This is a genomic window from Streptomyces sp. NBC_01465 (assembly GCF_036227325.1).
In the GTDB taxonomy this organism is placed as follows: Bacteria; Actinomycetota; Actinomycetes; order Streptomycetales; family Streptomycetaceae; genus Streptomyces.
Genome location: NZ_CP109467.1, coordinates 3,643,179 through 3,666,653, shown reverse-complemented (window position 1 = coordinate 3,666,653; position 23,475 = coordinate 3,643,179). Strand labels below are relative to the sequence as shown.

Here is a 23,475-nt window from a genome sequence, read left to right as displayed (position 1 = left end):
CCGTAGCGTTGGGCACACACCAACCGGGAGGAACACCATGGTCACCCACGTCAGTTCTGAGGCCCGCGGCGACGAGCGCGGAGCGCTCCTGTCCTTCGTGGAAGCCCAGCGCGGCGCGATCCGGCGCTCGGTCCTCGGCCTCACGGAGGAGCAGGCGGCGAGCCGCCCCAGCGCCAGCGAGCTCTCGGTCTCCGGGCTGGTGAAGCACGTCGCGGAGACGGAGCTCAACTGGCTGCGCATGGCGCAGCAGAAGCCCAACGAGCGCGTCCGCACCCAGGAGACCTGGGGCGACAGCTTCCGCCTGGTGGACGACGAGACGATCCCGCAACTGCTGGCCTTCTGGGCCGAAGTCGCCGCGGAGACCGAGGAGTTCATCCGCTCGGTGCCCAGCCTGGACGGCACCTTCCCGCTGCCCGAGGCGCCGTGGTTCCCGAAGGACGGCGAGGTCTCGTACCGCTGGCTGATGCTGCACCTGATCGAGGAGACCGCCCGGCACGCGGGCCACGCCGACATCGTCCGGGAGTCGCTGGACGGGAAGACCGCTTTCGAGCTGGTTGACGCGGAGCGCCTAATGTGACCTCCATGTCAGCAATCCGTCTGCTCGTACTCGGAGCGGTCCGCCAGCACGGGCGCGCACACGGCTACCAGGTCCGCAACGACCTGGAGTACTGGGGCGCGCACGAGTGGTCCAACGCCAAGCCGGGGTCGATCTACCACGCCCTGAAGCAGATGGCGAAGCAGGGCGTGCTGCTGGCGCACGAGATCGCTCCGAGTACGGCAGGCGGCCCGCCGCGCACCGAGTACGAGCTGACGGAGGCGGGCCGCGCGGAGTACTTCCGCCTCCTCCGCGAGGCCCTGGTCTCCTACGACCAGAAAATGGACGTGATGTCGGCGGCGCTCGGCATGATCGTCGACCTGGAGCGCACGGAGGCCGTCGACCTCCTCCGGCAGCGGATCACCGCCATCGAGGCCTGGCGCTCGGCGGTCACCGAGCACTACGTGCCCGAGGAGGGCCCGGAGAAGCTCGGCCACATCGGCGAGATCATGAACTTCTGGATCCATACGGCGGACGCCGGGGCCGAGTGGACGCGCGGCCTGATCGGGCGCATCGAGTCCGGCGCGTACGTCTTCGCGGGCGAGGGCGAGCCCTTCGTCGGGGTCCTGGCGGACGGCCAGGAGAACCCGTACGCGACGACCGATCCCGACTAATCAAGTTTGACGAATGAAGAAACGGGCAGTACCTTCTCCATCCGCAGCTAATCAAGTTTGACTAGGATGGGGAGTGCGCTTGATCTTCGTCGAGGGACTCGGCAAGAGGTACGGAGAGAAGCAGGCCCTGCGGGGCCTGGACCTGAACGTCCCGCGCGGCACGGTGCACGCCGTGCTCGGCCCCAACGGCGCGGGCAAGACCACGGCCGTCCGCATCCTGTCGACCCTGCTCCGCCCCGACGAGGGCAGGGCGCAGATCGCGGGCTTCGACGTCGTACGGCAGGCGGCCGAGGTCCGCGCCCGCATCGGCCTCCTCGGGCAGAGCGCGGCGGTGGACGAGGAGCTCGGGGGCCGGCAGAACCTGGAGATGTTCGGCCGCCTCCACCACCTGGGCGCCCGGCGCGCGGGGGCCAGAGCGGACGAGCTGCTCGACCGCTTCGGGCTCGCGGACACCGGACGCAAGGCGGTCAAGCAGTACAGCGGCGGGATGCGCCGCCGCCTCGACCTGGCGGCCTCGCTCATCACCGACCCGGAGGTGCTGTTCCTGGACGAGCCGACGACGGGTCTGGACCCGCGCGGCCGCACCGAGGTGTGGGACGCGGTGCGCTCGCTGGTCGGGGGCGGCACGACCGTGCTGCTGACCACGCAGTACCTGGAGGAGGCGGACCAACTGGCCGACCGCATCTCGGTGTTCGGCTCGGGGCGGGTGATCGCCGAGGGCACGGCCGACGCGCTCAAGTCGGACCTCGGAGGCGACCGCATCGACATCGTCCTGCGCGACGTGTCGCAACTCGCGGCGGCGGCGGCCGCACTGTGGCTCGACGATGTCACCACCGACACCGACCGCCGGCTGCTGAGCGCCCCGGTGAAGGACCGTATGGCGGCACTGACGGACGCCGTACGAGCGCTGCACGCGGCCGGCATCGAGGCCGAGGACATGGCGATCCGCCGCCCCACCCTCGACGAGGTCTTCCTGCACCTCACGAAGGAGCACGCATGAGCACCGGCACCGGAACCACCCTGACCTGGGCACTCACCGACTCCTGGACGATGACCCGGCGCGAACTCGCCCACTGGGCACGGCAGCCCGTCCAGGTCGTGGTCGGCCTGGTCTTCCCCGTGATGCTGCTGCTGATGTTCGGCTTCCTGGTCGGCGGCGGCGCGGGGGTGCAGGGCGACTACGTCGACTTCCTGGTCCCCGGCATGCTCGCCCTCACCATGGCCTTCGGCCTGGAAGGGACGATGCTCGCCGTCACCCAGGACCTCGGCAAGGGAGTCATCGACCGCTTCCGCTCGATGCCGATGACCAACTCGGCTGTTCTGGTGGGCCGTTGCACTGCCGACATGATGCAGTCGGCGGCAGGCCTGCTGATGATGATCGGCGTCGGCTGGGCGATCGGCTGGCGCTGGCACGCGGGCCCGGGATCGTTCCTGGCCGCGATCGCCCTGCTCCTCCTCTTCCGCTTCGCGATGCTCTGGATCGGCATCCACCTCGCGATGGTGGCGGGCCGCCCCGAGATGGTGCAGGCGGTCCAGATCCTGGTCTGGCCCGTCGGCTTCCTCTCCAACGCCTTCGCGACCCCGGAGTCGATGCCGGGCTGGCTGGGCGCGGTCGTGGAGTGGAACCCGCTGTCGGCGACGGCGACGGCCGTACGCGACCTGTTCGGCAACCCGGCGACGGCAGAGGCGAGTTGGGCCGCCTCGCACGCGACCCTCCTCGCCGTCGCCTGGCCCCTGGCGCTGACGGCCGTGTTCTTCCCGCTGGCCGCCCGCCGCTTCCGCCGCCTCAGCCGGTAGCCGTACAGCCGCCTAGTGGTGGAAGGCCGTGGCCTCCGACTTGCTCCGCTCCAGCGGGCCGCTCTGCCGCCGCAGTTCGGGCAGGAGCGAGCCGAGGTCCTCCATGAGCAGCGCCGCCAGATCGGCCGAGAACCCGTTGCGGCAGACGATCCGCAGCGCGGAGAGGTCCTGCCGGTTCTCCGGGAAGGTGTACGCGGGGACCAGCCACCCCCGCTCCCGGAGCCGGCGGGACACGTCGAAGACGTCGAACGCGGACACGTCGTCCGCGGTGGTGAAGGCGAAGACCGGCAACTCGTCGCCCCGGGTGAGGAGTTGGAAGTCGCCCAGCGCCTCGATCCGCTCCGCGAGCCCGCGCGCGACGTCCCGCGTCGACTGCTGCACGGCCCGGTAGCCCTCGCGCCCCAGCCGCAGGAAGGTGTAGTACTGCGCCACGACCTGGGCGCCGGGCCGGGAGAAGTTCAGCGCGAAGGTGGGCATGTCCCCGCCCAGGTAGTTCACCCGGAAGACAAGCTCCTCGGGAAGTTCAAGAGCAGAACGCCACAGCGCCCAGCCCACCCCCGGATACACGAGCCCGTACTTGTGCCCGGACGTGTTGATGGACGACACCCGGGGCAGCCGGAAGTCCCACACCAGGTCCTCGTCGAGGAACGGCGCGACCATCGCCCCCGAGGCCCCGTCCACATGCACCGGCACATCGAGCCCGGTCCGCTCCTGCAGCGCGTCCAGCGCGTCGCAGAGATCGGCGATCGGTTCGTACGACCCGTCGAAGGTCGACCCCAGGATCCCGACGACCCCGATGGTGTTCTCGTCGCACAGCTCGGCGGCGGCCTGCGGATCGAGATGGAAGCGGGCGCCCTCCATGGGCACCTGCCGCGCCTCGACCTCCCAGAAGTTGCAGAACTTCTCCCAGCAGACCTGCACATTGACGCCCATGACGAGATTGGGCCGGGCCCCGGCACCCGGATACCGGTGCGCGTTCCGCTTCGCCCACCGCCGCTTCAGCGCCATCCCCGCCAGCATGCACGCCTCGCTCGACCCGGTGGTCGAACACCCCACCGCGGCCCCGGGATCGGGCGCGTTCCACAGATCGGCGAGCATCGCCACGCACCGCCGCTCCAACTCGGCGGTGCGCGGGTACTCGTCCTTGTCGATCATGTTCTTGTCCCGGCACTCCGCCATCAGGATCCCCGCCTGGGGCTCCATCCACGTCGTGACGAAGGTGGCCAGGTTGAGCCGCGAATTGCCGTCGAGCATCAGCTCGTCGTGCACCAACTGGTACGCGGTCGAGGGCGCCATCGGCGACTGCGGCAGCCGGTGCTTGGGCGGGGCGGAGGCCATGCCGCCGACCGGATTGGCCTCCCCGAAGAAGGGATTGAGGTGCAGCTTCTCGGGCTCCTTGTCGCCCTGTCCCTCGTGCAGTGCCATGGGCTCAGCTCCTCAACTCGCCAGCGCGCGTGCGAACTTCACGACTCGCTCAGCCTGCACCCGGGCGGCCGTCAGCGTCTGGTCCCCGACCGGGATGTCGCCCTGCCCGGCCACGTGCGAGGTGCCGTACGGGTTGCCGTCGACGAACTTCGAGGGGTCGGTGTACCCGGGCGACACGAGGATCCCGCCGAAGTGGTGGACGGTGTTGTAGAGCGCGAGCAGCGTGGACTCCTGGCCGCCGTGCATGGTGGCACTGGCGGTGAAGCCGCTGTAGACCTTGTCGGCGAGCTTCCCCTCCTGCCAGAGGCCGCCGAGGGTGTCGATGAACTGCTTGAGCTGGGAGGCGATGTTCCCGTACCGCGTGGGCGAACCGAAGATCACCGCGTCCGCCCAGACCATGTCGTCGGGCGAGACCTCCTCGACGTCCGCGGTGGCCGCGGCGTTGGCGGCCCAGGCGGGGTTGGAGTCGATCGCGGCCTGCGGGGCGAGCTCGTGCGCCTTGCGCAGCCTGACCTCGGCGCCGGCGGCTTCGGCGCTGTCGGCGATGGCCTTGGCGATCGTGGCGACGGTGCCGGTGGCCGAGTAGTAGATGACGGCGACCTTGACGGGCGTGGGCGTGGACATCGAAGTACCTCCGTATCGGCCCCCTGAGACGAAGATACGGACATATCGCCCCTATCGCACCGGGGAGCCGTCCTCCCGCAGCTGCATCTGCACGCGCCCGGTGACCACGAGCCAGCCGGGCAGGATGCCGATGCACAGCAGGGCCAGGATCGCGGGCGACGACATCAGAACCGCCGCGGTGAACAGGCTGACCCAGCCCTGCCGGGTGATCGCGAGCAGCACGCCCAGAACCCCGGCCGAGACCCCGACCGCGGGATGGACCCCGGGTACGAGCGCATGCGCGCAGAGCCCGAAGGCTGCCCCCACGAACACGGCCGGGAAGATCCGCCCGCCCCGGAAGCCGCAGGAGGCGGCGACGACCAGCGCCACCAGCTTCACCCCGGTCATCAGCGCGAACTCTCCGGCCGAGTGCCCATCGGGATCGGCGGCGATCTCCGCCACCTCGTTGAGCCCCTTGAAGAGCGTCAGATGCCCGCCGAGCGCCCCGAGCAGCCCCAGCACGAGGCCGCCCACCGGCAGCATCAGCATGGGGTGCCGGAGCCGGCCGAAGGCCTTGTGGACGTACGGAAAGGCGTAGGCGGCCAGCATCCCGAACACCGCGGCAGCCGTGGTGATGACCAGCATGGCCAGCACATCGCCCCAGCCGGGCCGGCTCAGGTCGGGCAGCCCCAGATCGAAGCTGGGGTGCGCGACGAGCGTGGTGGTCAGCGCGCCGGCGGCGGCCGCGACCAGCGCCGGGAACATCGTGTCCCAGAGCGACCCCTTCATCGGCTTGCCCGCCAGCGACTCGGAGATGACGAGGGCGGCCGCGACGGGCGTGCCGAAGAGCGCGCCGAGGGTCGCCGCGGTGGCGAGCGAGACCCAGAGCGCGCCGGGCGCGCTCGGCAGCAGCTTGTGGCCGACCCAGAAGGCGACCGCGACGTTCACCGCGATGATCGGATTCTCGGGACCCAGGCTCGGGCCACCGGCCAGCATCAGCGCAGCCGCGACGACCAGCCCCGGGAGTACGTACGGGCGGAGCGGCTCCTCGCCGCCCAGGCCCAGGGTGGCGGGATCGGGCCCCGCATGCCCCGGCACCTTCCACACGACGAGCCCGACCAGGATGCCGGTCGCGGTGAGCATGACGATCATCCACAGCGAGGAGTACCCGCCGATGCCGAGAGCATCGGGCAGGTCGGTCCAGAGGGCGTCCTGCAGTTTCTCCGCCACCTCGCTGACGCCGAGGAAGAGGAGGCTGGCTCCGATCCCGACGGCGAGCGCGGGGAGGATCATCGGCAGCAGGACGCGCGCGGAGGAGGCAGGGGCGGGGGTCTGCACTTCGGTGGCCACGGCTCACCATAACCACCCAAATACGACAAACGACCTACGACTTGCACCTCACGTCGCGTGAGGCCCGAGGCTCGTCCCGAAGGGAGCGCGGAAGCTGTCATGACGAACAAGACGAACAAGACGAAGAGCTACTCGGTGGGCGAGGTCGCCGGTTTCGCCTCGGTCACGGTGCGCACGCTGCACCACTACGACGAGATCGGACTGCTCAGCCCGGGCGACCGCAGCCACGCGGGCCACCGGCGGTACGGCGACGCCGACCTCGACCGGCTGCAGCAGATCCTGTTCTACCGGGAGCTCGGCTTCCCGCTCGACGAGGTCGCGGCCCTGCTCGACGACCCCGCGGCGGACCCGCAGCAACATCTGCAACGCCAGCACGAGCTGCTGTCCGCCCGGATCGCCGAGCTGACCAGGATGGCCGAGGCCGTCGAACACGCCATGGAGGCGCGGAAGATGGGCATCAATCTCACCCCCGAGGAGAAGTTCGAGGTCTTCGGGGACAAGGACCCGGAGGCGTACGCGGAGGAGTCGGCCCGCCGCTGGGGCGGCACGGCGTCGTACGCGGAGTCACAGCGCAGGGTCGCCCGCTACACCAAGGACGACTGGGAGGAGATCCAGTCGGAGATGGCCGACTGGACCGAGCGCTACAAGGCGCTGATGGCCGACGGCGAGGACCCGACGGGCGAGAGGGCGATGGACCTCGCGGAGGCGCACCGGGCCCACATCACCCAGTGGTACTTCGACTGCGACCTGGAGATCCACACGGGCCTGGGCGAGATGTACGTCTCGGACACCCGGTTCAGGTCGTTCTACGAATCCCTCGGCGAGGGCATGTCGGCACACCTCCGGGACGCGATCCACGCGAACGCGGCACGCAGCCAGAACTGAGCGTGCGGGCCGGGGCCGAGCCCCGGCCCGCACACCCTCGTCTACTTCTTCGCGATCACGACAGCAGTGCCGTACGCACAGACCTCGGTCCCCAGGTCGGCGGCCTCGGTCACGTCGAAGCGCATCATGAGCACGGCATTGGCGCCGCGCGACCGCGCCTGCTCGACCAGCCGCTCCATGGCCTGGTTCCGGGTCTGCACCAGGGTCTTGGTCAGCCCCTTGAGCTCGCCGCCCATCATGGACTTCAGCCCGGCGCCGATCTGGCTGCCGAGGTGCCGGGAGCGCACGGTCAGCCCGAACACCTCGCCGATGACCTGCTGGACCTCGAAGCCCGGTACGTCATTCGTGGTCACGACCAGCACATCTGCCTGTGCGGCCTGCCCACCGCCGAAATCTTCGATGCTCATCGAGCATCACCTCCTGCGGCCCAGTTTTGCCCCGATCTGCACACACCACACCTTCGGAGCGGCCACGGAACCAGGCAAGCTGGGTATGCGTTGATAACTTTGGCCAGTCATTACCCGCACCTCTCGTGCAAGCCGACGGACCCAGGAGCCCGGAACCCCGTGAACACTCTCGCGCTCGGACCGAGCTGGCTCGACCCCGACAACCTGATCAACACGTTCGGCCCGATCGGCGTGCTGGCCATCGTTTTCGCGGAGTCGGGGCTGCTGATCGGCTTCTTCCTGCCCGGCGACTCGCTGCTCTTCACGACGGGCCTGCTGATCACCACGGGCAAGCTGTCGATGCCGCTGTGGCTGATGTGCATCCTGGTGGCGCTGGCCGCGATCGCGGGCGACCAGGTGGGCTATCTGTTCGGCCGCAAGGTGGGACCCTCGCTCTTCAACCGCCCGGACTCCAGGCTGTTCAAGCAGGAGAACGTGGAGAAGGCGCACGAGTTCTTCGAGAAGTACGGCCCGAAGTCCCTGGTCCTGGCCCGCTTCGTGCCCATCGTCCGGACGTTCACGCCGATCATCGCGGGCGTCTCGCGGATGAACTACCGCTCGTTCGTGATCTTCAACATCATCGGCGGCACGCTCTGGGGCGTGGGAGTGACGCTGCTGGGCGCGGGCCTCGGAAAGATCGAGTTCGTCAACAAGCACATCGAGCTGATCCTGGTGGCGATCGTGCTGGTCTCGGTGGTGCCGATCGCGATCGAGTACCTGAGGGCGCGATCGAAGGCGAAGAAGGAGCCCCAGACAGGGGCACGCACGCCGTCCCAGCCCCAGTCCCCGGAACGCGGCCGCCACGCGAAGCGCTGATTTTCCAGGTTCCGTGGGCTTGAGAGCCCACAGGCCCACGGGCAGACGGGCCCGCTGACGCACGGGCACATTTGCCGGTGCCTACGGCCCACCTGCCCGGGCCTACGGCTCGCCCGCCTGTACTTACGGGCCCCCGCGCACATGCAGCTCACGCGAGCATTTCGAGCCCGCACCAGGCAAAATCAAGCCCGTCCGGCGATTGAGGACCGGGGGTCCGGGGGCGGAGCCCCCGAATGGGGTGCAGGGGCGAAGCCCCGCAAGCGGGGCCCGGGGCGCGCAGCCCCCGGCCCACCCCACCCCCAGCAGGGGGTCTGGGGCGCAGCCCCAGTTCGGGAAGGGGCGGGGCGGGGAGAAATCCCCTAGAACCCCCGGGTCCGCTTCGCGGCCCTCCGCTGGCCCCCCACCACCCCCGGCGCCTGCATGAACAGCCGCGAAATCTCGCCCCCCAGGTTCACTCCAATCGCGATCGCCAACGCCAACGCCGCCGCCTTCGACAGCGACGTCATCCCCTTGTCGATGTCGGCGTGCGCGATGTAGAGCATCCCGAAGTACGTCGCCGACCCCGGCAGCAGCGGCCCGATCGCAGCCGTCACGTACGGCAGCGCGGACGCGTACCGGTACCGCGACAGCAGCTGACCGAAGAGCCCGACCAGCCCCGCCGCGATCGCCGTGGACGGCACCGCCGAGAATCCCGCCCCGTACGTGAGCGCCCCGTAGATCACCCACGCGACACCCCCGTTCAGTGCCACCAGCAGCACGGTCGACCGGTCCTGCTGCAGCAGAATCGCGAACGCGAACGACAGAAGCACGGACGCGAGGATCTGCACCACGGGCCGCGAGACGATGTGCAGCCCCGCCTCCGCGTCGAGGTTGTCCGTGCCCAGCTGCAGCCCCACGTACAGCATCACCAGCACGCCCACGACGATCGCGATGAAGAAGTACATGACCTCCAGGAGCCGCGCCGAGGCCGTGATGTAGTACCCGGTCAGCCCGTCCTGCACCCCCGCCACCAGCGCCCGCCCGGGCAGCAGCGCGAAGAGCCCACCGGTGATCACCGCCGAGCCGCTCACATCCACGTCCGCCAGGGCCAGCGCGACGCCCATCGCGGCGGGCGGCATCGCGGCGACCACGAACTGGTAGAACTCCGGCAGCCCGCGCCCCGCACACAGCCAGGCCAGCCGGTCGCCGAGCATCGCGCCGATCGCCGCCGCGACGAACACCAGCGGCCCACCGCCGACCAGCACGGACGCCGCACCGGCCAGCAGCCCGTTGGCGCCGGTCAGCACCCAGCCCGGATACGGGTGGCGGTTACGGCGGATCGCGGCGAGGCCTCGATAGGCCTCCTCCAGCGAGACGTCGACGTCCTCCGAGGTGATGTCGTCGATGAGGTGGTAGACGGCGGCGAGCCGCGTGTAGTCGGTGCCGCGCCGCCGCACGGTCCGGTTCGCGGAGACGGGATCGTCGACCAGCGAGGGCTGGTGCGAGATCGACAGCAGCGTGAACGTCACATTCGGCTCGCAGCGCTCGAGACCGTACGCATGGGTGACGGCGAACATCGCCGCCTCCACGTCCTCGGCGCCCTCGCCGCCCGCGAGCAGCAACTCCCCGATACGCAGCGTCAGGTCGAGCACGCGCGGCACGGCGGGCCCGGCGTCGTCGTGCTTCTGCGCGGCCTCCAGCGCGGGCCGCTCGCTGACGGGCATGCGCAGCACGGTGCGCATGCGGTCCTGCCAGGGCGCCTCTTTCGCCAGCTTGATCATGGGGAAGCCATGGGCCGGCGTGAAGGCGGGGGAGTCACGGGCGCTGTACGTACGGGGCGGGGTGAAGGCGGACCCCTCGGGCTCCGCGGCGCCCTCGGCGGCGAACCCGGCGGGCACGGCGAACTCGGAGGTGGTGGAGGCCTCGCCCTCGCCCGGGCTCGGCTGGTCCACGCCCGCGGGCGCGGCAAAGGCGCTCCGCGCCTCGTCGGACCCGGGTTTGCGGTCGTCCACGCCGTCCGTCTCGGCCACCAGCCCTCCTCACGCTCCTCAGGTCACTCTCGTCACACCAAGCCCTCGCCTGCCCAATCTGATCACGCCCATGACCCCCTCGCTCGCCCGCTCCGTACGCAGTACGGGCGGCACACCCCCGGAGGGATGTGCCGCCCGTACAGGCAGCTCAGCAGCGGCGGGTCAGTGCGCGCCGCCCTGCGCCTCGAGGCGCTTGTAGGAGGCCCTGACCTCGTCCTCGGCCTCGGTGCGGCCGACCCAGTCGGCGCCCTCGACGGACTTGCCGGGCTCCAGGTCCTTGTAGACCTCGAAGAAGTGCTGGATCTCCAGGCGGTCGAACTCCGACACGTGGTGGATGTCGCGCAGGTGCTCGACGCGCGGGTCCGTCGCGGGGACGCACAGCAGCTTGTCGTCGCCGCCGGCCTCGTCCGTCATACGGAACATGCCGATGGTGCGGCACTTGATGACACAGCCGGGGAAGGTCGGCTCGTCCAGCAGGACAAGGGCGTCCAGCGGGTCGCCGTCCTCGCCCAGGGTGTTCTCGACGAATCCGTAGTCCGCGGGGTAGCTGGTCGAGGTGAAGAGTCGACGGTCCAGGCGGATCCGGCCGGTCTCGTGGTCCACCTCGTACTTGTTCCGCGAACCCTTCGGGATCTCGATGGTGACGTCGAACTCCACGGGTGGCTCCTCCATGATCAACACAAGCTTCTGGTGGTTAAGTGTCCCTCACGCAGGTGTGTGATCGCGAAAGGGGCTGCTCCGAGGTGCCGACGCCGAAGCTGACGACATGGCAACTCATCGCGGGCTCCACCGCACTCGGTCTGGTGATCGCGACCGGGGCAGTGGCACTGGCCGGGCCCTGGGACTCAGGTCAGCGTAAGGCCGAGCGGGACCGGGCGGCTTCCCGGGCCCCCGGAGGTGGCGCACATCACCAGGCCCCGGCGCGCGTGAAGGCTCCCGCGCCCGCCCCGAGCGCCCCCGGCGTACTCGCGGTGCTGGGCGCCCCCGGGAACGTACCGGCGGGCAAGAGCCTCTCCGCCGTCCTCGATCCGCTGCTCTCCGACCCCGCGCTCGGCTCGGTCCGTACCGCCGCGGTGATCGACACCGCGACCGGCAGGCAGTTGTACGGGTCGGGCGCCGACCGGCCCATGACCCCCGCGTCCACGGTCAAGCTCGCCACCACGACCGCCGCCCTGTCCGCGCTCGGCCCCGACCACCGCATCGCCACGACCGTCCGGGCGAGTGCGGACGGCAAGCACCTCACCCTGGTCGGCGGCGGCGACCCCACGCTCTCCAAGGACCGGCTGCGGGCGCTCGCCGACGACACCGTCCGCGTCCTGCGCGACCGCGGCGTCACCTCGGTCTCCCTCTCGTACGACATCTCGCTCTACTCCGGCCCGCAGATCCACCCCATCGGCATCAACGACAACATCGCCCCCGTCGTCGCCCTGATGACGGACGAGGGCCGCGTCGACGGCAGCGACCACGGCCCGGCCCCGCGCACCGGCGACCCGGCGGGCGACACCGCCCGTACGTTCGCGGGGATGCTCAAGGACCGGGGCGTCACCGCGGACACCGACTCCGCGCCCGCAGGGGCGCCCGCCGGCTCCACCCCGATCGCCCGTACGAACTCCGACCCGCTCTCCGCTCTCGTGGAGCGCGCCCTGACCAACAGCGACAACGACCTCGCCGAGGCCCTCGCCCGCCAGACGGCCCTCGCCGCGGGCGAACCGGCGAGCTTCGAAGGCGCGGGACGGGCGGTCAAGGCCGAGCTGGCAAAGCTCCAACTCCCCGTCGAAGACGCCCAGTTCGCCGACGGAAGCGGCCTCGACCGCAATGACAGGGTCACCGCGTCCCTCCTGGCCAGGGTCCTCGCCCGCGCCGCCGACCCGGCCAGTCCCCGGCTGCGCCCGGTCCTCACCGGACTGCCCATCGCCGGTTTCAGCGGCACGCTCGCCGACCGCTACACGGGCAGCGCCTCGGGCACCGGTCTCGTACGGGCCAAGACGGGGACGCTGACCGGGGTGAACACCCTGGCCGGCACGGTGGTCGCGGCCGACGGACGGCTGCTCTCGTTCGCCTTCCTCGCCTCGGACACCGCGTCCCCGTACACGGCCCAGCCCGCGCTGGACCGCCTTGCCACGGCACTGGCCACCCGCAAACTCTCCTGACCCGCCGGGCCACAGGGCAACCAACGGCCCCCAACACCTCACCGCCGGGTGAGAAGGCAACGTACGGTTGACCGCATGACGCGCATCGGTGGTGCTGGTACATCGGGGATGGTCGACTGGAACCTTGCGGTGGCGACCGCGACCCGCTTCGTGCGGCCGGGCCCGGACGTGAGCCGGGACGAGGCCCGTGCGGTCGTCGCGGAGCTGCGCCGGCACGCGAAGGCGGCCGAGGAGCACGTACGCGCCTTCACGCGGATGATCCCGGAGGGGCAGGAGCCGGAGGACACCCCGGTCCTGGTCGTCGACCGGGCCGGCTGGGTGAAGGCCAATGTGGCGGGCTTCCGCGAAATCCTGAGGCCGTTGCTCGACAAGATGCAGGAACGGCGCGGCAACACCCCGGGCGGGGCCGTCCTCGGCGCCGTCGGCGGCAAGGTGACGGGCGTCGAGCTGGGGATGCTGCTCTCCTTCCTGGCGTCGCGGGTCCTCGGTCAGTACGAGACGTTCGCACCCGCCTCCCGCGACCTGCCCGCCTCCGAGACCGGCGGCGGACGCCTCCTCCTGGTGGCGCCCAACATCGTCCAGGTCGAACGCGAACTGGGCGTGGATCCCCACGACTTCAGGCTCTGGGTCTGTCTGCACGAGGAGACCCACCGCACGCAGTTCACCGCCGTGCCGTGGCTGCGCGACCACCTCGAGGGCGAGATCCAGTCATTCCTCGACCAGACCGAGGTCGACCCGATGACGGTCCTGGAGCGGCTGCGCGAGGCCGCCCAGTCACTCACGGGGAACAAGCCCGAGGGGGACGAGGACGAGGGGGGACGCTCCATCGTGGAGCTCGTCCAGACCCCCGCACAGCGCGAGATCCTCGGTCGGCTGACGGCAGTTATGTCCCTTTTGGAGGGGCACGCCGACTTCGTGATGGACGGGGTGGGCCCGCAGGTCGTGCCGTCCGTGAACGAGATCCGCGAGAAGTTCCAGCAGCGCCGCGCCAAGGGCGCCTCCCGCCTTGACCAGGCACTTCGCAAGCTGCTCGGGCTGGACGCCAAGCTCCGTCAGTACCGGGACGGAGAACGGTTCGTACGGGCCGTCGTTGAAGAGGTCGGCATGGACGGCTTCAACCGCGTCTGGACGTCACCGAACACGCTCCCGACCAAGGCGGAGATCGCCAAACCGGCGGACTGGGTCGCGCGGGTGCACCGTAAAGCAGACTCCTGATCGGTCTCCGGCCGACGGCAGAAGAACGCCCCCCGAATCACCCATCTGAGGGACCGTGGGCCGGGGGTAGGCGTGCGATGCTCGGGTAACGGCCCGTTTCTGTCACCATCTACGCACTCTGGGTGACGGAAGCGTTCCCCCCAACTCCACCGAAGGGCACCGGACATGGGTCCCCATCCTGCGGTCGCAGCGATACGCCTGGCGGTTCGCCGCGTACTGAACGACGTACTCAACGAAGCTCTCGCACATCCCCCCACATCGCCTGCCGCGCACGAGGCTCCCCCCGAGCCCCTCGTGCTCGTCGCATGCTCGGGCGGCGCTGACTCCATGGCCCTCGCCTCCGCCCTCGCCTTCGAGGCGCGCAAGCTGCCCGTCCGGGCCGGCGGCATCACCGTCGACCACGGCCTCCAGGACGGCTCCGACGTCCGCGCCGCCGAGGTCGTCTCCCGGCTCTCCGCGATGGACCTCGGCCCCGTCGAGTCCGTCGCCGTGACCGTCGGCCGCGCGGGCGGACCCGAAGCCGCGGCCCGCGACGCCAGGTACGCCGCGCTGGACGCCGCAGCCGAGCGCCACGGCGCGGCCGCCGTCCTCCTCGGACACACCCGCGACGACCAGGCCGAGACGGTCCTGCTCGGCCTCGCCCGCGGCTCCGGCATCCGCTCCCTGTCCGGTATGGCGGCCGTCTCGGGGGCGGCCGGACGCTACCGCCGCCCCTTCCTCCAGCTCGACCGCCAGACGGCCCGCAAGGCCTGCCTGGTGCAGCAGCTCCCGGTCTGGGACGACCCGCACAACACCGACCCCTCCTACACCCGTTCGCGGCTGCGCCACGAGGGCCTGCCCGCACTGGAGAAGTCCCTCGGCAAGGGCGTCGTCGAGGCCCTGGCCCGCACCGCTCAGCTCTCGCGCGACGACGCGGACGCCCTGGACGCCTGGGCCGCGGACGCGGATCTTTCCGTACGGGACGAATCGGGCGAGCTGGAGTGCACGAAGCTCTACGCCCTGCCGCCCGCGGTACGCCGGCGGGTGCTGCGCCGCAACGCGATCGCGGCCGGGTCCCCGGCGGGTTCGCTCTTCGCCCGGCACATCGAGGAGATCGACCGCCTGATCACCGGGTGGCGCGGGCAGGGGGCCATCAACCTGCCCGGCCGCGTCGAGGCCCGCCGCCAGGGTGGCAGACTGGTCATCCGGCAAGGCTGAACCGCAAAGCAACGAAAGTGGCCCGGGTGAACGAGAAAGACATGGGCGCCGACCTCGAGTCGGTGCTCATCACCAAGGAAGAGATCGACGCGAAGCTGGCGGAGCTCGCGGGGAAGATCGACGCGGAGTACGCGGGCAAGGATCTGCTCCTGGTCGGTGTCCTCAAGGGCGCCGTCATGGTGATGGCGGACCTGGCGCGCGCGCTCTCCTCCGACGTCACGATGGACTGGATGGCGGTGTCCTCGTACGGCGCGGGCACGCAGTCCTCCGGTGTCGTCCGGATCCTCAAGGACCTGGACACCGACATCAAGGGCAAGCACGTCCTGATCGTCGAGGACATCATCGACTCGGGTCTGACGCTCTCCTGGCTGCTGTCGAACCTCGGCTCCCGCGAGCCGGCCTCGCTCGAGGTCTGCACCCTGCTGCGCAAGCCGGATGCCGCAAAGGTCGCGATCGACGTGAAGTGGATCGGCTTCGACATTCCGAACGAGTTCGTCGTCGGATACGGCCTGGATTACGCAGAGAAGTACCGCAATCTCCCCTTTGTCGGAACGCTCGCCCCGCACGTCTACGGCGGCTGAAGGACCCTCAGCAGCCGGGAACCCTCACCCCAGCCCCGCCGTTGGAGCAGGGGAAGGCGGTCGCGGGTAGCAATGCTGGGGTACCGTCCGAAGAACAGTCTTTACTCACAGCAGCATTTACCTACGGGCAGGAGGGACGGGGCGTAAGTCCGCCCCGTATGGATGGACGTGAAGCGATACTTCCGTGGGCCGGTCATGTGGATCGTGCTGGCCGTCCTGGCCGTGGTCGTGCTGATGCAGGTCGTCGGCTCGTCAGGCGGCTACAAGTCGGTGGACACCTCACAGGTCGTCCAGGCGATCACCGACAAAAAGGTCGAGCAGGCAAAGATCACCACCGGTGATCAGAACGTACTCAAGATTCAGCTGAAGGACGGCCAGAAGCTCGACGGCGAGTCCGGAGCTAAGTTCCAGGCCAACTACATCGGCGACGCGCAGGGCACCGCCCTCGCACAGCAGCTGCAGACCGCGTCCTCCGCAGGGGACATCCCCAAGGGCTACACGGTCTCGGTCGAGAAGCAGAACGCCTTCCTGGGCATCCTGCTCTCCCTGCTGCCGTTCGTCCTCATCGTCGTGGTCTTCCTGTTCCTGATGAACCAGATGCAGGGCGGCGGATCCCGCGTCATGCAGTTCGGGAAGTCCAAGGCCAAGCTGCTCACCAAGGACACCCCCAAGACGACCTTCGCCGATGTGGCGGGGTCCGACGAGGCGGTCGAGGAACTCCACGAGATCAAGGAGTTCCTGCAGGAGCCGGCGAAGTTCCAGGCCGTCGGCGCCAAGATCCCCAAGGGTGTCCTGCTCTACGGGCCTCCCGGTACGGGCAAGACCCTGCTGGCCCGCGCCGTCGCGGGCGAGGCGGGCGTCCCGTTCTACTCGATCTCGGGTTCCGACTTCGTCGAGATGTTCGTCGGTGTCGGTGCGTCCCGAGTGCGTGACCTCTTCGAGCAGGCCAAGGCGAACGCCCCGGCGATCGTCTTCGTCGACGAGATCGACGCCGTCGGCCGGCACCGCGGTGCGGGCATGGGCGGCGGTCACGACGAGCGCGAGCAGACCCTCAACCAGCTCCTGGTCGAGATGGACGGATTCGACGTGAAGGGCGGGGTCATCCTGATCGCCGCCACGAACCGTCCCGACATCCTCGACCCGGCACTGCTGCGCCCCGGCCGTTTCGACCGGCAGATCGCGGTCGACCGTCCGGACATGCAGGGCCGTCTGGAGATCCTCAAGGTTCACCAGAAGGGCAAGCCGGTCGCCCCGGACGTCGATCTGGCCGCAGTGGCCCGTCGTACGCCCGGCTTCACCGGTGCCGACCTTGCCAACGTGCTGAACGAAGCCGCGCTGCTCACCGCGCGCGGGGACCTGAAGCTCGTCGACAACAACGCGCTGGACGAGGCGATCGACCGCGTCGTGGCGGGCCCGCAGAAGCGGACCCGGATCATGTCCGACAAGGAGAAGAAGATCACCGCGTACCACGAGGGCGGACACGCCCTGGTCGCGGCGGCTTCCCCCAACTCGGACCCGGTCCACAAGATCACGATCCTGTCGCGCGGCCGTGCACTCGGCTACACGATGGTGCTGCCGGACGAGGACAAGTACTCCACGACCCGCAACGAGATGCTCGACCAGCTCGCTTACATGCTGGGCGGGCGTGCGGCCGAGGAGCTCGTCTTCCACGACCCGACGACGGGCGCGGCCAACGACATCGAGAAGGCCACGGCCACCGCTCGCGCGATGGTCACGCAGTACGGCATGACCGAGCGTCTGGGCGCGATCAAGTTCGGTGGCGACAACACCGAGCCGTTCCTGGGCCGCGAGATGGGCCACCCGCGCGACTACTCGGAAGAGGTCGCGGCGCTCGTCGACGAAGAGGTCAAGAAGCTCATCGAGACGGCGCACAACGAGGCCTGGGAAATCCTGGTCGAGAACCGCGACGTCCTCGACAACCTGGTTCTGGCCCTCCTCGAGAAGGAGACCCTGAACAAGGAGCAGATCGCCGAGGTCTTCGCCGGCATCGTGAAGCGTCCCGCCCGCCCGGCGTGGACCGGATCGTCCCGTCGTACGCCCTCGACGCGTCCGCCGGTGCTCTCGCCGCGGGAGCTGGCGCTCACCAATGGTGCCGCCGGTACCAACGGTGCGGCCCCGGCCGCCGTGGAGGCAGCCCCCGAGCCGGTCCCCGAGGACCGTCCCGAGAGCTGAGCAGCCCCGGCAGCCCCGGAATGCATGCCGCGCCCCCCAGGTTCTAGCCTGGGGGGCGCGGCACTTTTTGTTGACGAGGAGCGAGGCACACCACCATGACCGACCCGGTAACGCTGGACGGCCAGGCCACCATCGGCGAGTTCGACGAGAAGCGAGCCGAGAACGCGGTGCGCGAGCTCCTCATCGCGGTCGGGGAGGACCCGGAGCGCGAGGGGCTGCTGGAGACCCCGGCGCGCGTGGCGCGGGCGTACAAGGAGCTCTTCGCGGGACTGCGGCAGAAGCCCGAGGACGTCCTGACGACGACGTTCGACCTCGGTCACGACGAGATGGTCCTGGTGAAGGACATCGAGGTGCAGAGCCACTGCGAGCACCATCTGGTCCCGTTCACGGGCGTCGCCCACGTCGGGTACATCCCGTCCGTGGAAGGCAAGATCACCGGGTTGTCGAAGCTGGCCCGCCTCGTCGACGTCTACGCCCGGCGGCCGCAGGTGCAGGAGCGGCTGACCACGCAGGTCGCCGAATCGCTGATGAAGATACTGGAGCCGCGGGGCGTCATCGTCGTCATCGAGTGCGAGCACATGTGCATGACGATGCGCGGGGTCCGCAAGCCCGGTGCCAAGACCATCACCTCGGCGGTGCGCGGACAGCTGCGCGATCCGGCGACGCGCGCCGAGGCGATGAGCCTGATCATGGCCCGCTAGTGGCTGCGGGCCCAGGCCTTCAGGCGGGCGCGCTCTGGCTGTTGTCGTCCTCGTCCTCGGGGAGCTTGCAGACGCGCTCCAGGAAGAGGGCCGCGGCGACCACCGCGATTCCGGCCAGCACCGAGAACCCGGCGTAGAACGCCTGGTCACGGCGGGCCGGGACATCGAGCTGGCCCAGCAGGAAGACGCCGGTGCCGCCGTACATCCCGCAGACCAGCGAGGCGACCAGCGCGCTCGCCTGGCCGAAGACCACGGCGCGGGCCGCCATCAGCGGTTCCACACCCTTCGCGCCGGGACGGCGCTCCCGCTGGGCCCGGAGCCGGGCACGCAGCGAGAGCGCCGTCGCGAGCAGCGTCACGGCGATCACCGCCAGTACGATCGGCGCGGCCAGCGGCACGCTGGGGAGCGTGCCGACCGAGTCCCAGAGCCGGGCGCCGGCCCATGACAGAACCCCGGCCACGACGAACAGGCCGGCGAGCACGCCGAGTCGTAGTTGCTTCACAGAACATGCCTCCCAGAGGGCAACGTCACTCGGGCAGGCGGAGTTCCAGATCGGGGCGGGAGAGTACGCCTTCGTTGCCGAGGCCGGCCAGGAGCTCGGCCACCGGGCCGCGGCCGGGCAGCTGGGCCTCCGGCTCCACGTCGTGCCACGGCACCAGCACGAAGGCCCGCTCATGGGCGCGCGGGTGCGGCAGCGTGAGGACGGGGTCGTCGGAGAGGACGTCGGCGTACGCCACGATGTCGACGTCGATCGTGCGCGGGCCCCAGCGCTCGTCCCGTACCCGGTCGAAGGCTTCCTCGATGGCCTGGCCGCGCTCCAGGAGCGAGGAGGGGGGAAGCGTCGTCTTGATGACCACGACCGCGTTGAAGTACGACGGCTGGGAGCCGGGGTCCACGCCCCAGGGCTCCGTCTCGTAGACGGGGGAGACGGCCTTGACCCGCAGGCCCGGGGTGTCCTCCAGGGCGTCGATCGCGCCCTGCAGCGTCTCCAGGCGGTTGCCCAGGTTGGAGCCGAGGGAGATCACGGCCCGTTTGGGGTTGGACAGCGTCACGTCCGCCGCGTCGACCTGCGCGGTCACGGAGGCCGGTACCGGCTGTACGGTCGGGTCGCTCTGTGCTGCGTTCATGCGCGGCTCCGGGTGATCGTGATGGTCACGTCGTCGAAGGGGACGGTGATCGGCGCGTCCGGCTTGTGGACGACCACTTCCACCTCCTGGACGCCTTCGTGCTTGAGGCACTGCTGGGCGATCCGCTCGGCGAGCGTCTCGATCAGGTCGACCGGCTCGCCCTTGACGACGTCCACCACTTCCTCGGCCACCACGCCGTAGTGCACGGTCTTCGTCAGGTCGTCGTCCGCCGCCGCGGGGCGGGTGTCGAGGCTGAGCACCAGGTCGACGATGAAGGTCTGGCCCTCTTCCCGCTCCCGGGGAAAGACGCCATGGTGCCCACGGGCCTTGAGGCCGCGCAGCGCGACACGATCCACGCGAATCACTCCTGCTTCAGTCGGTGAGTAGGGCGTACGCGCCGAGTGCGGTCGGCACAACGTCCTCATTCGAATCTACCTGCGAGCACTGACAGTGCCTGCCCACGGGGGCTATGGACAGAAGTGCGGGCGGGTGGTACCCGCCCATACCCTCCGCTTCCCCGTTCAATCCTCGCTGCGGTCGTCTTCGTCCGACTCGTCGGACTCGGCGAGCACGGGCGACCCGTGGTGCGACCAGAGCTTCCAGCCGTCGCGGGTGCGCCGGAAGACGTTGGTGGCCACGACCAGCTGGCCGACCAGCGGGCCCAGCTCGCCGCTCTCCTCGGCGGGGCCGCCGCTGAGGATGTTCTCCGTGCAGGTCACCAGGGCGGTGTCGCCGGCGAGTGCGACCTTCACATCGGTCAGGAAGAACTGGATGTACTCGGTGTTCGCCATGATCAGCGCGTAGGAGCGGAGCACCTCGCCGCGGCCCGTCAGGACCGGCCAGCCCGGGTGGATGCAGGAGATCTCCAGCTCGTCGTCGCTGCTCAGCCAGAGGTCGGAGAGCTCGTCGAAGTCGCCACGCTCCATCGTCTCGTAGAAGGCGGTGTTGGCGAGTTCGACCGCTTCGAGGTCGGCGGGGGCGGTCACCGGGCACCCTCGACCGCGCGGGCGACCCGTACGGCGTCGGCCGTCGCCCGCACCTCGTGGACGCGGACCGCCCAGGCGCCCTCGTGGGCGGCGATCGCGGAGATCGCGGCGGTGGCGGCGTCGCGCTCGCGGGCGGGCGGCGGGGCCTCCCCCGTCTGCGCGAGTACGTGGCCGAGGAAACGCTTGCGGGACGCGGCGACCAGCAGCGGGCGGCCCAGCGCGCGCAGCTCCGGGAGGCGGGCGACGAGGGCGAGGTCGTGCTCGGCCTGCTTGGCGAAGCCGAGGCCCGGGTCGACGACGAGGCGCTCGGGGGCGATGCCGCCCTCGATGACGGCGTCCATGCGGGCGCGGAGTTCGTCGGCGACCTCGGCCACCACGTCCTCGTACACCGCACGGCTGTTCATGGACTCGCTGAATCCGCGCCAGTGCATGACGACGAAGGGGGCGCCGGTGGCGGCGACCGTGGGGATCATCGCGGGGTCCGCGAGGCCGCCGCTGACGTCGTTGACCAGCACGGCTCCGGCCGCGACGGACTGCTCGGCGACGCTCGCGCGCATGGTGTCGACGGAGACGGTGACGCCTTCCGAGACCAGGCCGCGTACGACGGGGAGCACCCGGCGCAGCTCCTCGTCCTCGTCGACCCGGGAGGCGCCGGGGCGCGTCGACTCACCGCCGACGTCCACGAGGTCGGCGCCCTCGGTCACCAGGTCCAGGCCGTGTTTGACGGCGGCCGTGGCGCTGAACCAGCGGCCGCCGTCGGAGAAGGAGTCGGGGGTCACGTTGACGACCCCCATGACCGCACAGCGGTCCCACTCCGGCAGCCCCTCGACCATCCCCCGCCCGCGCAACGTACTCATGCCGTCCAGCCTAGGCCCGTGACGAGGGTCCTCACGCCGCGGTGAACTCGGCGTCCTTCGTCTGGGGCGGGATGTGCGAGCAGGGGCGCTGCACGGGGCCCCTGCGGCGGGTGAAGGGACGGGGGAGCGCCAGGTTCACGAATCCCTCGGCCTGCATCGCGGCGATGCCGATGCGGGGGAGGTCCCCGTTGTTGCGGAAGACGACGAAGCGGGGCTCCCAGCGCGGCTGGAACTTGGCGTTGAACTTGTACAGCGACTCGATCTGGAACCAGCGGGAGAGGAAGACGAGCAGCCCGCGCCAGCCGCGCAGGACCGGGCCCGCGCCCAGCTTCTCGCCGCGGGCGAGCGCCGAGCGGAACATCGCGAAGTTCAGCGAGACCCGCTCGATGCCCAGGTTCGGGGAGGCTTCGAGGGAGGCGACGATGAGGAGTTCGTTCATACCGGGGTCGGCCGAGCGGTCGCGGCGCATCAGCTCCAGGGACATGCCGTCCGGGCCCCAGGGGACGAAGTGGATGATCGCCTTCAGGTCGCCGTACGGGGAGTGCTCGTCCGGCTTGTGGGCGGTGGCGATCACGCAGTCGCCGTCGCCCGGGTCGCCGATCCGGCCCAGTGCCATGGAGAAGCCGCGCTCGGTGTCGGTGCCGCGCCAGGCCTCCGCCGCGGCCCTGATGTGGGTCAGCTCGGGCTCGCCGAGGTCACGGACGCGCCGGACGCGGGTCTCGTAGCCATTGCGCTCGATGCGCTTCACCATCTGGCGTACGTTGCGCATCGCGCGCCCGGCGAGAGAGAAATCCGCTACGTCGACCACCGCCTCGTCGCCCAGCTCCAGTGCGTCGAGTCCCGTCTCGCGGGTCCAGACCTCGCCGCCCGTCTCGCTGCAGCCCATGACGGCGGGCGTCCAGGAGTGCGACTTGGCCTCGTCCATGAAGCGCTCGATGGCGCCGGGCCAGGCCTCGACGTCGCCGATCGGGTCGCCGGAGGCGAGCATCACGCCGGAGATCACCCGGTACGTGACGGCCGCCTTGCCGCTGGGGGAGAAGACGACGGCCTTGTCGCGGCGGAGCGCGAAGTGGCCGAGCGAGTCGCGGCCGCCGTGCTTGGCGAGCAGGGCGCGCAGCTGCCTCTCGTCCTCGTCGGTGAGGCGTGCGGCCGGGTGTTCGGGGCGGAACGCCAGGTAGATGGTGGTGACCGCGGTCAGCAGGCCGAGTGCACCGAGGGAGTAGGCGACGGTCCAGGACACGTCACCCACGTACTCGACGGGACCCTCGAAGCCGACCAGTCCGTACAGCACGTGCTGCAGCCGGTCGGCGACGCTCGGGCTGCCCATGGTGCGCTGCGGGTGGACGCTGACGATGACCAGGCCCAGCGCGATCGAACCGGCGCCCAGGAGAACGAAGTTGGCCAGGGCCTTCCAGCGGCTGCGCGGATCGGGCAGGGCCGCGAACTCGGTGCGGTGGCGCAGCAGCAGGAAGAGCAGGATCAGCGAGATGACGGATCCCACGATCGAGTGACGCCAGGCGAACTGTGCGACGGCGCCGGCGGGCAGCAGTATCACCGCGGCCCGCCACGCACGGCGCTTGTGGCGCTTGAGTCCGTGCGCGAGAAGCAGCAGAAGGACGCCCGCGCTCAGGGCCAGCGCGGCCGTGAACGGGCCGAGCGTGCCGGGCAGGACCTCCGCCACAGCGTGCATCCTGCTGTGCCTGAAGCGCGGAAAGACTCCGGCCGCGATGTCGAGCAGGCCTACGACAGCGCAGGCCGTTCCGACAAGTGAAGGCACCTTTTCGGGGCGGGGACCCTGCATGGCCCGTCGCACGCGAATCGGAACCGTTACTGATTTATCCCCATCTAGCCTGACAGACATCGCTTCCCACGGCTCCGCAAGAGATCCGGACATTTTGTGCTCACTAGGACGGCGCTACCGGGAAGCC

24 protein-coding genes are annotated in these 23,475 nt (G+C 70.2%); 12 read left to right on the top strand and 12 right to left on the bottom strand.

What is annotated here, in order from left to right:
* Positions 1 to 37: 37 nt before the first annotated feature.
* From OG707_RS17295 to OG707_RS17280, 4 genes are all read left to right on the top strand, one after another.
* Complete coding sequence (locus OG707_RS17295) at positions 38 to 577, top strand: DinB family protein (RefSeq protein ID WP_329119187.1); 540 nt, start codon at positions 38 to 40, stop codon at positions 575 to 577.
* A gap of 5 nt (positions 578 to 582) precedes the next feature.
* A complete protein-coding gene (locus OG707_RS17290) occupies positions 583 to 1,209 on the top strand; it encodes a PadR family transcriptional regulator (RefSeq protein ID WP_329119185.1) in 627 nt (208 codons plus the stop codon).
* Positions 1,210 to 1,288: 79 nt separating this feature from the next.
* A complete protein-coding gene (locus OG707_RS17285; RefSeq protein ID WP_329119183.1) occupies positions 1,289 to 2,209 on the top strand; it encodes an ATP-binding cassette domain-containing protein in 921 nt (306 codons plus the stop codon).
* Complete coding sequence (locus OG707_RS17280) at positions 2,206 to 3,006, top strand: ABC transporter permease (protein ID WP_329119181.1); 801 nt, start codon at positions 2,206 to 2,208, stop codon at positions 3,004 to 3,006. Before OG707_RS17285 ends, OG707_RS17280 begins: the two co-directional genes overlap by 4 nt.
* A gap of 12 nt (positions 3,007 to 3,018) precedes the next feature.
* Here the strand turns inward: OG707_RS17280 and OG707_RS17275 are convergent, their stop codons facing one another.
* Genes OG707_RS17275 through OG707_RS17265 form a run of 3 tightly spaced genes read right to left on the bottom strand, consistent with a single transcriptional unit; the run spans position 3,019 to position 6,384 of the window.
* On the bottom strand, positions 3,019 to 4,431 hold the full coding sequence (locus OG707_RS17275; RefSeq protein ID WP_329119179.1) for a glutamate decarboxylase: 1,413 nt from the start codon (positions 4,429 to 4,431) through the stop codon (positions 3,019 to 3,021).
* Positions 4,432 to 4,443: 12 nt separating this feature from the next.
* Positions 4,444 to 5,055: an NAD(P)H:quinone oxidoreductase gene (gene wrbA, locus OG707_RS17270; RefSeq protein WP_329119177.1), complete on the bottom strand. Its 612-nt coding sequence runs from the start codon at positions 5,053 to 5,055 to the stop codon at positions 4,444 to 4,446.
* 51 nt (positions 5,056 to 5,106) lie between these two features.
* Positions 5,107 to 6,384, bottom strand: a complete 1,278-nt coding sequence (locus OG707_RS17265) for an ion channel protein (protein ID WP_329119175.1) — start codon at positions 6,382 to 6,384, stop codon at positions 5,107 to 5,109.
* 99 nt (positions 6,385 to 6,483) lie between these two features.
* Between OG707_RS17265 and OG707_RS17260 the strand changes: the two genes are divergently transcribed.
* Entirely contained in the window at positions 6,484 to 7,269 is a 786-nt protein-coding gene (locus tag OG707_RS17260) for a MerR family transcriptional regulator (protein ID WP_329119173.1), read from the top strand.
* A gap of 41 nt (positions 7,270 to 7,310) precedes the next feature.
* Here the strand turns inward: OG707_RS17260 and OG707_RS17255 are convergent, their stop codons facing one another.
* The gene (locus tag OG707_RS17255; RefSeq protein WP_329119171.1) at positions 7,311 to 7,676 is read right to left on the bottom strand and encodes a YbjQ family protein; all 366 of its coding nucleotides are present in this window, start codon (positions 7,674 to 7,676) and stop codon (positions 7,311 to 7,313) included.
* Between the two features lie 159 nt (positions 7,677 to 7,835).
* Between OG707_RS17255 and OG707_RS17250 the strand changes: the two genes are divergently transcribed.
* Positions 7,836 to 8,531 (top strand): DedA family protein, encoded by a 696-nt coding sequence (locus OG707_RS17250; protein WP_329119169.1) that lies wholly within the window; start codon positions 7,836 to 7,838, stop codon positions 8,529 to 8,531.
* Between the two features lie 359 nt (positions 8,532 to 8,890).
* On the opposite strand, the gene OG707_RS17245 is transcribed toward OG707_RS17250, so the two are convergent.
* Both OG707_RS17245 and OG707_RS17240 read right to left on the bottom strand, forming a co-directional pair.
* Entirely contained in the window at positions 8,891 to 10,543 is a 1,653-nt protein-coding gene (locus tag OG707_RS17245) for a threonine/serine ThrE exporter family protein (RefSeq protein WP_329127843.1), read from the bottom strand.
* A gap of 159 nt (positions 10,544 to 10,702) precedes the next feature.
* Positions 10,703 to 11,197, bottom strand: a complete 495-nt coding sequence (locus tag OG707_RS17240) for an inorganic diphosphatase (protein WP_206962874.1) — start codon at positions 11,195 to 11,197, stop codon at positions 10,703 to 10,705.
* A gap of 86 nt (positions 11,198 to 11,283) precedes the next feature.
* Here OG707_RS17240 and dacB point away from each other — a divergent pair, with 86 nt between their 5' ends.
* From dacB to folE, 6 genes are all read left to right on the top strand, one after another.
* Positions 11,284 to 12,690 carry a D-alanyl-D-alanine carboxypeptidase/D-alanyl-D-alanine endopeptidase gene (dacB, locus tag OG707_RS17235; protein ID WP_329119165.1) on the top strand — a complete coding sequence of 469 codons (1,407 nt, stop codon included), beginning with the start codon at positions 11,284 to 11,286 and terminating at the stop codon, positions 12,688 to 12,690.
* A gap of 75 nt (positions 12,691 to 12,765) precedes the next feature.
* Positions 12,766 to 13,905: a zinc-dependent metalloprotease gene (locus OG707_RS17230; protein WP_329119163.1), complete on the top strand. Its 1,140-nt coding sequence runs from the start codon at positions 12,766 to 12,768 to the stop codon at positions 13,903 to 13,905.
* A 165-nt stretch (positions 13,906 to 14,070) separates the two neighbouring features.
* On the top strand, positions 14,071 to 15,102 hold the full coding sequence (gene tilS / locus OG707_RS17225; RefSeq protein ID WP_329119161.1) for a tRNA lysidine(34) synthetase TilS: 1,032 nt from the start codon (positions 14,071 to 14,073) through the stop codon (positions 15,100 to 15,102).
* Between the two features lie 41 nt (positions 15,103 to 15,143).
* Positions 15,144 to 15,683 (top strand): hypoxanthine phosphoribosyltransferase, encoded by a 540-nt coding sequence (gene hpt, locus OG707_RS17220; RefSeq protein WP_329127841.1) that lies wholly within the window; start codon positions 15,144 to 15,146, stop codon positions 15,681 to 15,683.
* A 162-nt stretch (positions 15,684 to 15,845) separates the two neighbouring features.
* Positions 15,846 to 17,876, top strand: a complete 2,031-nt coding sequence (gene ftsH, locus OG707_RS17215; protein ID WP_329119159.1) for an ATP-dependent zinc metalloprotease FtsH — start codon at positions 15,846 to 15,848, stop codon at positions 17,874 to 17,876.
* A gap of 95 nt (positions 17,877 to 17,971) precedes the next feature.
* Positions 17,972 to 18,577, top strand: coding sequence for a GTP cyclohydrolase I FolE (gene folE / locus OG707_RS17210; RefSeq protein WP_329119157.1), 606 nt, complete (start codon positions 17,972 to 17,974; stop codon positions 18,575 to 18,577).
* A 19-nt stretch (positions 18,578 to 18,596) separates the two neighbouring features.
* Here folE and OG707_RS17205 read toward each other — a convergent pair whose 3' ends face one another.
* The 6 genes from OG707_RS17205 to OG707_RS17180 all read right to left on the bottom strand — a co-directional run bounded on the left by OG707_RS17205 (position 18,597) and on the right by OG707_RS17180 (position 23,408).
* Complete coding sequence (locus OG707_RS17205) at positions 18,597 to 19,079, bottom strand: DUF3180 domain-containing protein (RefSeq protein WP_329119156.1); 483 nt, start codon at positions 19,077 to 19,079, stop codon at positions 18,597 to 18,599.
* Positions 19,080 to 19,104: 25 nt separating this feature from the next.
* Positions 19,105 to 19,704: a 2-amino-4-hydroxy-6-hydroxymethyldihydropteridine diphosphokinase gene (gene folK / locus OG707_RS17200; RefSeq protein WP_329119154.1), complete on the bottom strand. Its 600-nt coding sequence runs from the start codon at positions 19,702 to 19,704 to the stop codon at positions 19,105 to 19,107.
* A complete protein-coding gene (folB, locus tag OG707_RS17195) occupies positions 19,701 to 20,060 on the bottom strand; it encodes a dihydroneopterin aldolase (RefSeq protein WP_329119151.1) in 360 nt (119 codons plus the stop codon). The genes folK and folB overlap by 4 nt, the downstream gene beginning before the upstream one ends.
* 165 nt (positions 20,061 to 20,225) lie before the next feature.
* On the bottom strand, positions 20,226 to 20,690 hold the full coding sequence (locus tag OG707_RS17190; RefSeq protein WP_329119149.1) for a nuclear transport factor 2 family protein: 465 nt from the start codon (positions 20,688 to 20,690) through the stop codon (positions 20,226 to 20,228).
* Positions 20,687 to 21,547 carry a dihydropteroate synthase gene (gene folP, locus OG707_RS17185; protein ID WP_329119147.1) on the bottom strand — a complete coding sequence of 287 codons (861 nt, stop codon included), beginning with the start codon at positions 21,545 to 21,547 and terminating at the stop codon, positions 20,687 to 20,689. The genes OG707_RS17190 and folP overlap by 4 nt, the downstream gene beginning before the upstream one ends.
* 31 nt (positions 21,548 to 21,578) lie before the next feature.
* Entirely contained in the window at positions 21,579 to 23,408 is a 1,830-nt protein-coding gene (locus OG707_RS17180) for a phosphatidylglycerol lysyltransferase domain-containing protein (protein ID WP_329119145.1), read from the bottom strand.
* Positions 23,409 to 23,475 lie beyond the last annotated feature (67 nt).

What these genes read in the sequence shown, in the direction of transcription:
- folE (WP_329119157.1), top strand. Translation starts at nt 17,972, where the DNA reads ATGACCGACCCGGTAACGCTGGACGGCCAGGCCACCATCGGCGAGTTC.
- OG707_RS17255 (WP_329119171.1), bottom strand. Translation starts at nt 7,676, where the DNA reads ATGAGCATCGAAGATTTCGGCGGTGGGCAGGCCGCACAGGCAGATGTG.
- folP (WP_329119147.1), bottom strand. Translation starts at nt 21,547, where the DNA reads ATGAGTACGTTGCGCGGGCGGGGGATGGTCGAGGGGCTGCCGGAGTGG.
- ftsH (WP_329119159.1), top strand. Translation starts at nt 15,846, where the DNA reads ATGGACGTGAAGCGATACTTCCGTGGGCCGGTCATGTGGATCGTGCTG.
- OG707_RS17295 (WP_329119187.1), top strand. Translation starts at nt 38, where the DNA reads ATGGTCACCCACGTCAGTTCTGAGGCCCGCGGCGACGAGCGCGGAGCG.
- folK (WP_329119154.1), bottom strand. Translation starts at nt 19,704, where the DNA reads ATGAACGCAGCACAGAGCGACCCGACCGTACAGCCGGTACCGGCCTCC.
- OG707_RS17230 (WP_329119163.1), top strand. Translation starts at nt 12,766, where the DNA reads ATGACGCGCATCGGTGGTGCTGGTACATCGGGGATGGTCGACTGGAAC.
- wrbA (WP_329119177.1), bottom strand. Translation starts at nt 5,055, where the DNA reads ATGTCCACGCCCACGCCCGTCAAGGTCGCCGTCATCTACTACTCGGCC.
- OG707_RS17260 (WP_329119173.1), top strand. Translation starts at nt 6,484, where the DNA reads ATGACGAACAAGACGAACAAGACGAAGAGCTACTCGGTGGGCGAGGTC.
- tilS (WP_329119161.1), top strand. Translation starts at nt 14,071, where the DNA reads ATGGGTCCCCATCCTGCGGTCGCAGCGATACGCCTGGCGGTTCGCCGC.
- OG707_RS17290 (WP_329119185.1), top strand. Translation starts at nt 583, where the DNA reads ATGTCAGCAATCCGTCTGCTCGTACTCGGAGCGGTCCGCCAGCACGGG.
- hpt (WP_329127841.1), top strand. Translation starts at nt 15,144, where the DNA reads ATGGGCGCCGACCTCGAGTCGGTGCTCATCACCAAGGAAGAGATCGAC.
- OG707_RS17280 (WP_329119181.1), top strand. Translation starts at nt 2,206, where the DNA reads ATGAGCACCGGCACCGGAACCACCCTGACCTGGGCACTCACCGACTCC.
- OG707_RS17275 (WP_329119179.1), bottom strand. Translation starts at nt 4,431, where the DNA reads ATGGCACTGCACGAGGGACAGGGCGACAAGGAGCCCGAGAAGCTGCAC.
- OG707_RS17180 (WP_329119145.1), bottom strand. Translation starts at nt 23,408, where the DNA reads ATGTCTGTCAGGCTAGATGGGGATAAATCAGTAACGGTTCCGATTCGC.